This window comes from Dyadobacter sp. 32, assembly GCF_902506755.1.
GTDB lineage: Bacteria > Bacteroidota > Bacteroidia > Cytophagales > Spirosomataceae > Dyadobacter.
The window spans coordinates 4,666,429-4,675,000 of the sequence record NZ_LR735258.1 but is presented as its reverse complement, the minus strand read 5'-3'; the positions used below and the strand labels follow the sequence as shown (position 1 = coordinate 4,675,000).

General features: G+C 41.8%; 6 protein-coding genes (1 of these 6 cut by a window edge). 1 reads left to right on the top strand and 5 read right to left on the bottom strand.

Translation table 11 applies throughout. The features are described 5' to 3' along the window. Positions 1 to 148 carry the start of an L-glutamate gamma-semialdehyde dehydrogenase gene (gene pruA, locus DYADSP32_RS19030; protein WP_149241268.1) on the bottom strand. 1,487 nt of this gene lie to the left of the window's left edge, so the window shows 148 of its 1,635 coding nt (coding positions 1-148); its start codon is at positions 146 to 148; its stop codon lies off the left edge, out of view. A gap of 272 nt (positions 149 to 420) precedes the next feature. Between pruA and thrC the strand changes: the two genes are divergently transcribed. Then, the gene (gene thrC, locus DYADSP32_RS19025; protein WP_149241269.1) at positions 421 to 1,725 is read left to right on the top strand and encodes a threonine synthase; all 1,305 of its coding nucleotides are present in this window, start codon (positions 421 to 423) and stop codon (positions 1,723 to 1,725) included. Between the two features lie 135 nt (positions 1,726 to 1,860). Here thrC and DYADSP32_RS19020 read toward each other — a convergent pair whose 3' ends face one another. The 4 genes from DYADSP32_RS19020 to mnmG all read right to left on the bottom strand — a co-directional run bounded on the left by DYADSP32_RS19020 (position 1,861) and on the right by mnmG (position 8,558). Continuing rightward, positions 1,861 to 3,672: a tetratricopeptide repeat protein gene (locus tag DYADSP32_RS19020; RefSeq protein WP_149241270.1), complete on the bottom strand. Its 1,812-nt coding sequence runs from the start codon at positions 3,670 to 3,672 to the stop codon at positions 1,861 to 1,863. Positions 3,673 to 4,110: 438 nt separating this feature from the next. Further along, on the bottom strand, positions 4,111 to 5,721 hold the full coding sequence (locus DYADSP32_RS19015; RefSeq protein WP_149241271.1) for an Ig-like domain-containing protein: 1,611 nt from the start codon (positions 5,719 to 5,721) through the stop codon (positions 4,111 to 4,113). A 72-nt stretch (positions 5,722 to 5,793) separates the two neighbouring features. Continuing rightward, positions 5,794 to 6,696 (bottom strand): class I SAM-dependent methyltransferase, encoded by a 903-nt coding sequence (locus DYADSP32_RS19010; RefSeq protein ID WP_149241272.1) that lies wholly within the window; start codon positions 6,694 to 6,696, stop codon positions 5,794 to 5,796. Beyond that, positions 6,696 to 8,558, bottom strand: a complete 1,863-nt coding sequence (gene mnmG / locus DYADSP32_RS19005) for a tRNA uridine-5-carboxymethylaminomethyl(34) synthesis enzyme MnmG (RefSeq protein WP_149241273.1) — start codon at positions 8,556 to 8,558, stop codon at positions 6,696 to 6,698. Before mnmG ends, DYADSP32_RS19010 begins: the two co-directional genes overlap by 1 nt. Between the last annotated feature and the right edge of the window lie 14 nt (positions 8,559 to 8,572).

Sequence of the window (8,572 nt, the reverse complement as noted above, 5' to 3'; positions counted from 1 at the left end):
CACCTCCAATGAATTGTGGTATTTCTATAACCTGCCCACGCGCCTCATGCAATGCCTCTTTTAACTGATCTCTTTCCTGAGATCCGGGAGCATAATTTTTAACCGGCTCATTTTTAATTTCCGGAACTTTGAAGATACCTTTCGACATAATAATATATATGGTTTGTTAATTAACTTATTGGTTTTCAAAGTATTTAAATAAACCAACTGGATGAGCAAAAGCGAGAAATCATTTCTGCATTTTGCATTTATTGGTTACCAGGCAACAATCTTCTGGTCAGGATGGTTTTATGCCTTTAACAGATCATAAAAAAGGCAAGTTATGCACTTTTCTCAAATTACCTTTCTGTGTAACACCACCCGGTATTTTGATTAAATTTGTTGCCTGATCTGCATGATTTATTCTTAATATTCCCAATAATGTTGTTTTACAGCACCAAAACAAAAAGTCTGGAAGCTTCTCTTGAAGAAGCGGTATTCAGAAGCCTTCCCCAGGACAATGGACTCTATATGCCCATTGCTATCCCGCGAATATCACCGGAGTTCCTGGAAGGAATCGAAACAAAATCTTTTAAGGAAATTGCTGTTGAGGTTGCTTATACCTTATTAGCTGACGACATTTCGCGACAGGATATTGAAAAAATAATAGATAAAGCATATGATTTTGAAGCTCCGGTTAAACAAATCACTCCTGATGATTACGTGCTGGAACTGTTTCATGGTCCTTCTATGGCCTTTAAGGATTTTGGTGCAAGATTTATGGCGGCACTTATGTCTTATTTTCTCCTACGTTCTAAGAAAGAAATAAAGATTCTTGTTGCCACTTCCGGAGATACCGGAGGGGCAGTTGCACAAGGTTTTTACAACGTGCCGGGTGTTTCGGTTACCATCCTGTACCCTAGTGGGAAAGTAAGCGATATTCAGGAGAAACAGTTAACGACATTGGGTAATAATATCACGGCCATAGAGGTCTATGGTACGTTTGATGATTGCCAGAAATTGGTGAAGGAAGCCTTCCTGGATTCTGAACTTACCGCAAAATACAATCTTGCGTCCGCCAACTCCATCAACATAGCAAGACTCATTCCGCAGTCATTCTATTTTTTCTCGGCTTACGCTCAGCTTAAAAAATTAGGCAAACCACTTGTATTTTCAGTGCCATCCGGAAATTTTGGAAATTTGAGTGCCGGATTGCTTGCTTACAGAATGGGCCTCCCTGTCGAACATTTTATTGCGGCAACCAATTTGAATGATGCGGTACCGCGATACCTGGAGAATGGTACCTATCAGCCTTTACCTTCGGTAGAAACGATTTCCAATGCGATGGATGTGGGTAACCCAAGTAATTTTGTAAGAATGGTTCGGTTTTTCGATGACGACTGGAAACGGGTGACTGAAAAAATTTCAGGTTTTTCTTACAATGATGAGCAGACGCGTAAAACCATGCGGGAAATTTATGGTAATGCAAATTATGTCGTTTGCCCACACACTGCGGTAGCATTTCGGGGGCTTCAGGATTTCCGTCAAAAACAGGGCGGTGATTTTACGGGAGTTTTCCTTTCAACTGCCCACCCCGCAAAATTTATCGACCTTGTGGAAGAAACATTGGGAAAAACGATCGAAATACCGGAAAGGCTTAAATTGCTTCTTTCGATTGAAAAAGTATCGATCAAAATGGATGCTTCATTTTATTCATTTAAGAATTTACTAATGAGCTCTTTATGATATAAAAAACCTAAAAATGGGGCTCTGAGATTTGAATAGAACGATTTGGGTATACTCTTGTGCGCATATACACAAATGTAAAAAGGAAGATTGAGCAGAAAATTAGCCCTCACCTTCCTTTTTACATTTTTAATTTTAATTAACGACATCTCCTCTTAACTGCCTAAAGCGTTTTCTCGATTCAGCAACAAAAATACTTCCCGGATATTTTTCCATAAGCTGTTGGTATAATTTCATCGCCTCATCTTTGTCCTTCAGTTTTTCCTGGTACAATTTGGCCATGGAAAAAAGCGCATCATCTCCCAATATATCAATTCCAAATTTTGAGGTCAAGGTCTGAAGAATGACCAGGGCTTGTTGGTTACTATCCAGCTTCATATAAGTCTTGGCAGTAAGCCATAGAATCTCATCCGATAAACTGTGCTTCTGATATTTTTGGTAAAGTTGCTTCAATGTATCAATGGCCTCATACTTCTTGTTTTGAAAAAGCATAAGTTCAACATTAGCGTATTGCTTCATCGCCGTTTCGTTGCTGTCAAGTCCTGTGTTATCCATGATCAGTAAACTAAGCTGATTGGCGTCATTCGCAATTTCTCGTGAAGTCGCCTTTTTAAGAATATCCAACACGGCTTTGGCTAATTCAAATTCGCCTTTAAAATAGCTCAGTTTAGCATTACGTAGTTTGGCCTCATATCCCAACTGATCGTCCTTTTGAGACTTCTCTACCTGCGAATAAAGCAAACTGGCCTCCCAAGGCTCTCCCTGAAGCAAATAGATATCACCCAAGTCCAGTTTACATTTGTCTACAAAATTCTTTTCCGATTTTCCTCCCTCTATCGCCAACTGCATCGTTGCAATCGCTTTTTTGAAATCATCCAGATAAAATGCATTGAGCATGGCCATATTATGAAGGGCCTCAACGGTACGGGCTCCTACGCCAAGTTCATCCACAAGCTGCTGATATTGACTCAATAGCTTAGATACCTCGTTCCGTTTTATCGGATAGGTATTCTTTACCTGTTCTTCCCTCGAAAATATGGCCATACGACGTGCCACGGGGTACAGCTGACCCTTAGGGTATTCTTTTACAATGTAGTCGAAAATAGCCACAGAATTGGCGTAATCAATATTCTGAAGAGCGAGCATACCCAAATTGTAAAGCCGGGATCCATTGTGCTTGAAACGCTTGTCCAGCGCTCTCTCCTGAATAAAAGCTTTATAGAAGTCTTTACGCTGTATTTGATACCAGATCAGCAGCTCGTTATAGAAACCTTGGTCGGGAAACTTTTGAATCTTTTCATAAAGAACCTTTTCCAGGAGCGCCTGCTCTTTTTCGTCTTTGGTAAAATCACCCAGCATATTTTGCACCACCTCCATATTTTGGTAACGTGTCCCATAGGACAATAGCTCATCGATCATCTTCTCAGGTTCATTGAGATCCCGGTACGTGCTCGCAAGTTCCAGTTGAAAAAGGTCACTACGCTTAGCAGTTTCCCTGGCTTGCAGATATGCGTTTTTTGCCCAAAGAGGCTGATTCCTGGACCGGAATTCTTCGGCCATGTCCCGCTTCTGATCAATTTTTTGACCGGTAGCAGCCAAGGTTTGCTCATACCTTTTAAAAGCTTCTCCGGACTTACCCTGATCTTCCAAAAGCGAACCCCAATATAAATAGTACCAGGAAGCGTTTGAAGCATCATTCTTGATCTGCTTCTTAAAAAACTGCTCTGCATCACCCCAAATTTTGGTTTTTGAGGCACACAGCGCATAATTTCTGAGCGCAGCTATATCGAATCCATCCTTAAGAATACGGGCATAATAAGAAATTGCTTTGACACAATCATCCTTTTTAAAGTATTCGTCGGCCAGTTCCTTCTCGGTCTGGGCACTTGCCGCGCCCGCCGCCGCAACACCTATCCACAATACAATCCACCACAAAACCTTTTTCATAATAGAAAAAAAAATTTGTTCTTAATTATTATTATTCTCTAGGGCTGTGGATATGTAGATAAAACAGTTATCTACATGCTACCAACAGAGTTATCAACAATTTGTTGATAACTCTGTTGGTTTATCCACATCGTATTTCGGAATTTTACACATCTAAGTGGTTGAAATACAATATAGGAAATTATTTATAGACATTGTGTTGTGGGTAAAGCGTTTTGCTGTGGTACTTTTAACTATTCACATTCCAACTTGTGTATTAACGTACTGTTAACTTCTTTTTAGATAGGAGTTGTCCACTTTTCTGTTTCAACCTGGAAGTTATAAACAGAATTATCGATTTATCCACAAAGTTGTTAACAAAACTCTAGTGTTTACTAACAAAAAATCAGGGTTATACACATAGTTATCCACACAAAGTGTATAAGATAATCGGGAAATTCATTTAGGAATGGCTATATTGATGTCGTTGAGTTCAAAATTGCTTTTAACAAGTATTTTTTCTGGCAGATATACAATGGTTTCTGGTTGCTGACCTTTTTCAATATTTCCCGAATCCCATCTTTTGTTTCTGTTCGCATCCAGAATAAGACGGAGCATGTATTTGCCCTGTGGTATATTCTTAAAGGTATAGGGGCTTTTATATGCAGTGAAATGTACTTTGTTTTGTTCATCGACGAGCTCTACGACGAAATGATTGGCTGTATCCATATTTATTACTGAGCCACTCAAAACCCCATATTGTTCGGGATTAAGTACTGTATGCCTGATTAATGTTCGTGGTAGTGTATCGCCTTCTACACTGATTATACTTCCTTTGGGAAACTCCCATTTGATGCTGTCCTTGGCAAATGATTTAGCCTCTACGGTGAGGATGTTGTGAGTGGGGTTCCAGTTCCATGGAAATGTATTTAAAGTTTCATGGCTTAAACTATCGGATATCAAGCGTATACTCTTGTCGTCAAGGTATCGGACTGGTTTGTTTAGGGTAAGCTTATATGTAAAGTTGGTAGTGAGTGGTTTATTGGATTCCGGGAGTGACGTCATACTGAAGGCATCACGTTGTCGTTCCTTGCCTCTTTGCGGCTGAAACGTCACTTTGGTGTCTGGAAGTGCTGTGATTTTCCCTAACGAATCGGTTACGGTGAGCTTGACGAGTGTTGTGTCCGCATGTGGCAGCACGTTAAAAAATTTGATCTGGGATGGGTTTTCGAGGATGTATGGTAAAGAATCGTTGTTGGCAAAATTCACTTGGACGTTTTCAATGGGTTTGTTGAAAACTACGGTGTAATTATTCACCCTGGGCAGGGTTCTTTGTACCTTAAGCGGGGTCACGTCTGACTGGAAAAGGCTGAGTTGGTAGCGAAGCGAGTCGGATCCCGCATTTACAGGCTTATTCAAAAAACCAATCCGCTCCTCTTTGGTATTATAAAGCATGTTACGGTTTTTATCATCCATTGCAATGAGTTTGTAGTCCTTAATTTGTACATTTTCTATGGAGAAAAGCCCACTGCTGTCCGTTCTGGAAAAGTAGATGGGTTTTTGTTTTGCGGGATTCAGCGTATCGCTGGTGTCATAGAGGCCTACCAGGGCGTCTAGTACAGGTAAGTTGGTTCTGATGTCTTTAATGGTGCCGTAAACGCGACCAGAATCGAGTGAACTGCCAGTGCTAAAGACAAGTTTGAGGTTTTTTGCTGGATTCTTTTCGGCAAAATCTTTAATTGCATCCCCGAAATTAAGGGTGTAGGTAGTACTGTCGTCAAAGCTTTTTTTAAAATTCAGCGTAACAGACATTCCGTTGGATTTAAAGGTGTAGGGATTTTCGATTGTTGGGGTTATGATCAGTTTCTGCATGATGTTGTCCAGAATTACATATTCGTCAAACAGCAATTCGATTTTGTTGCCTTTAAAATTGATTGTTTTATTGAGTGGTATGCTTTGAATCAGCGTTGGAGAGATACTGTCTTTTTTACCACCTGTGGGGGATACTTGCTGTGCGCAGCGTTCGAAGAGTATCAGACAAAGTACTGCGAAGACAATTGTTTTAAGCATGGTTGCGTATGATTAACTAAAAACCCTCAATATGCGGATATGCTATTGAGGGTTTTTTGATGTAGCGTATGGTTATTGTTTTGATATAATATAAATCAGGCTGGATGTATTGATGGATTGCATATCATTTGGCTTTGCTTTCAGGTTGGAAATTAAGCCTGTTGTTGTGCTCTCAATGAGGTTTATACTTTTTGATTTGTACTTAGAGCTGAGCATGGATACATAAAATGAATCGAACCACATGGGCTTAATGCTGTCAATGTGTAACCCGTGCGGTTCCAGCAAGGTCTTCATGCTTGTTTTGGTGAAATGGTAGAGATGCCTGGGCACATCGTACGCTGCCCAGAATTTACCATATTTGTATGCGTCATACGATTCCGGGTTGGGTACAGCGATAATGAGATTGCCGTGGGTAGCGAGATGTAACCTGGCCCAGGAAATGGTTTCATTGAGTTGGTGTACATGCTCTAATACATGCCACATGGTTATGATATTGAAGGTTTGATTTACCAGCAAGGGGCTGTGAATATTTTGGTGTATGGTATCTCCCACCTTGTCAGAGGCGCGGCTTCTGGCTCCCGAATCGGGTTCAGTTCCACTCGCATTCCAGCCGTCTTTTTTACATGCCTGTAGAAAGTTACCGGTACCGCATCCAATATCGAGTAGCGTTCCTTTGGAGGGCTGTAAAGCGGCAATCATTTTTACCTTTCTATGAATGGTATAGTCGCGTACCTTGTTGTACACTTTGGTCATCAGAGAAGAGTTTTCATCGTGATGGGAAATGTATTCTTCCGACGCATAATATTCACCGATGGACTGCTGGTCGGGCCTTGGATTGGTAAATATGAATTGGCAATTGTTACATCGCTGAATAGTAAATTCTCGGTTTGAAACGGTATAGTCTTCAACAGATAAGTAATCTTTGAAGCTCGACGAATTACATATCGGGCAATGAATGAGTGTTTCTAGTGGCATCACCTTCCTATAAATAGCATTAAAACGGAAATATCAGATTGACTTACACCACTAATGCGTGATGCTTGACCTATGGTAGCCGGCCTGGTTCTTTTTAGTTTTTCTCGTCCTTCGTACGATAGTGATGTAACGCCATCGTAATTGAAGTTTGGAATGATGGTAAGGTCTTCCAATCGGTTCATTTTATCAACCAATAGTTTCTCCTTTTCAATGTAACTGTCATATTTCAGATGTATTTCGGCTTGTTGAATCGCATCATGGCTGTATTTTGAAATGATATTGCTTACATCCGGATGTGCTTGGGCTAGTTTGGCTATTGTTAATTGTGGCCGTTTGAGTAGCTGTGTAACTGTTACTTTTTCTCTTATGGTGGCCGTTTCCAGTTGTTCAAGTGCGGGGTTTATTTCATCAGGCAGCAACTTGATGCTGTTGAATTGTGCAATGATTTGTTCTACTTCGCTAACCTTCTGACGTACGTTTTCCAGGCGGGTGATATCAGCAAGTCCGATGTGATGTCCTTTCTCTGTAAGCCGGATGTCTGCGTTATCCTGCCGAAGCAGCGTGCGATATTCGGCGCGGGAAGTGAACATTCGGTAGGGTTCTTCGGTACCCTTGTTAATTAGATCGTCGATCAAAACACCGATGTACGCTTCCGATCTTTTGAGAACAAACGGTTCCAGATTCTTCACATTCCTGTGCGCATTTATACCAGCCATTAGCCCCTGGCATGCTGCCTCTTCGTACCCTGTTGTGCCATTGATCTGTCCCGCAAAAAATAGATTACCTACACGATGTGTTTCCAGTGTTGGTTTCAATTGGGTAGGCGGAAAGTAGTCGTATTCTATGGCATAGCCGGGACGGAACATTTTGGCATTTTCAAAGCCTGGTATCTTACGGAGTGCTGCATATTGTACGTCCTCTGGCAAGGAGGTTGAGAAACCATTGACGTAAACCTCGACGGTATCCCACCCTTCCGGTTCTACGAAAATCTGATGACGATCCTTATCGGCGAATCGGTTGATTTTGTCCTCAACAGATGGGCAGTAACGTGGTCCTATTCCCTTAATTCGTCCTGAAAACATGGGCGATTTTTCGAACCCGGTTCTGAGTACTTCATGTACTTCCGCGTTGGTGTAGGTGATCCAGCAGCTACGTTGTTTGGTAAGTGGCTGTGTAGCCGTATAGGAAAATTTGGCAGGATTCTCGTCGCCTGGTTGTTCTTCCATTTTGGAATAATCAAGAGAGCGTCCGTCCACGCGAGGGGGTGTTCCTGTTTTCATTCGGCCTGATTCGAAACCAAGTGTTACGAGTTGCTCGGTAATACCGGTGGCAGCTTTCTCTCCCGTTCTTCCACCGCCAAAGTTTTTCTCACCAATGTGAATGAGACCGTTCAGAAAAGTACCGTTGGTGAGGACAACTGCTTTGGATTTGATTTCAATTCCCAGGCTGGTTTTTACGCCAGCCGCTCTTCCATCTTCCAGCAGTATTTCCTTGGCAGTGTCTTGCCAGAAGTCGACATTAGGATTGCTTTCGAGAATATTCCTCCACTCCTGTGCAAAAAGCATCCGGTCACTTTGGCAGCGCGGACTCCACATGGCGGGACCTTTTGAAAGATTTAGCATGCGAAACTGGATCATGGTTTTATCACTCACGATTCCTGACTGCCCGCCTAGTGCGTCTATTTCTCTTACGATCTGACCTTTCGCTACACCACCCATTGCGGGATTACATGACATCTGAGCGATCGTATGCATGTTCATTGTAATGAGTAGTACAGAGGATCCCATGGTTGCCGCTGCCGCTGCTGCTTCGCACCCTGCATGGCCCGCTCCTACCACGATTACATCATATTCTGGAAACATAATTTTACTGATTC

What these genes read in the sequence shown, in the direction of transcription:
- thrC (WP_149241269.1), top strand. Translation starts at nt 421, where the DNA reads ATGTTGTTTTACAGCACCAAAACAAAAAGTCTGGAAGCTTCTCTTGAA.
- DYADSP32_RS19020 (WP_149241270.1), bottom strand. Translation starts at nt 3,672, where the DNA reads ATGAAAAAGGTTTTGTGGTGGATTGTATTGTGGATAGGTGTTGCGGCG.
- DYADSP32_RS19015 (WP_149241271.1), bottom strand. Translation starts at nt 5,721, where the DNA reads ATGCTTAAAACAATTGTCTTCGCAGTACTTTGTCTGATACTCTTCGAA.
- DYADSP32_RS19010 (WP_149241272.1), bottom strand. Translation starts at nt 6,696, where the DNA reads ATGCCACTAGAAACACTCATTCATTGCCCGATATGTAATTCGTCGAGC.
- mnmG (WP_149241273.1), bottom strand. Translation starts at nt 8,558, where the DNA reads ATGTTTCCAGAATATGATGTAATCGTGGTAGGAGCGGGCCATGCAGGG.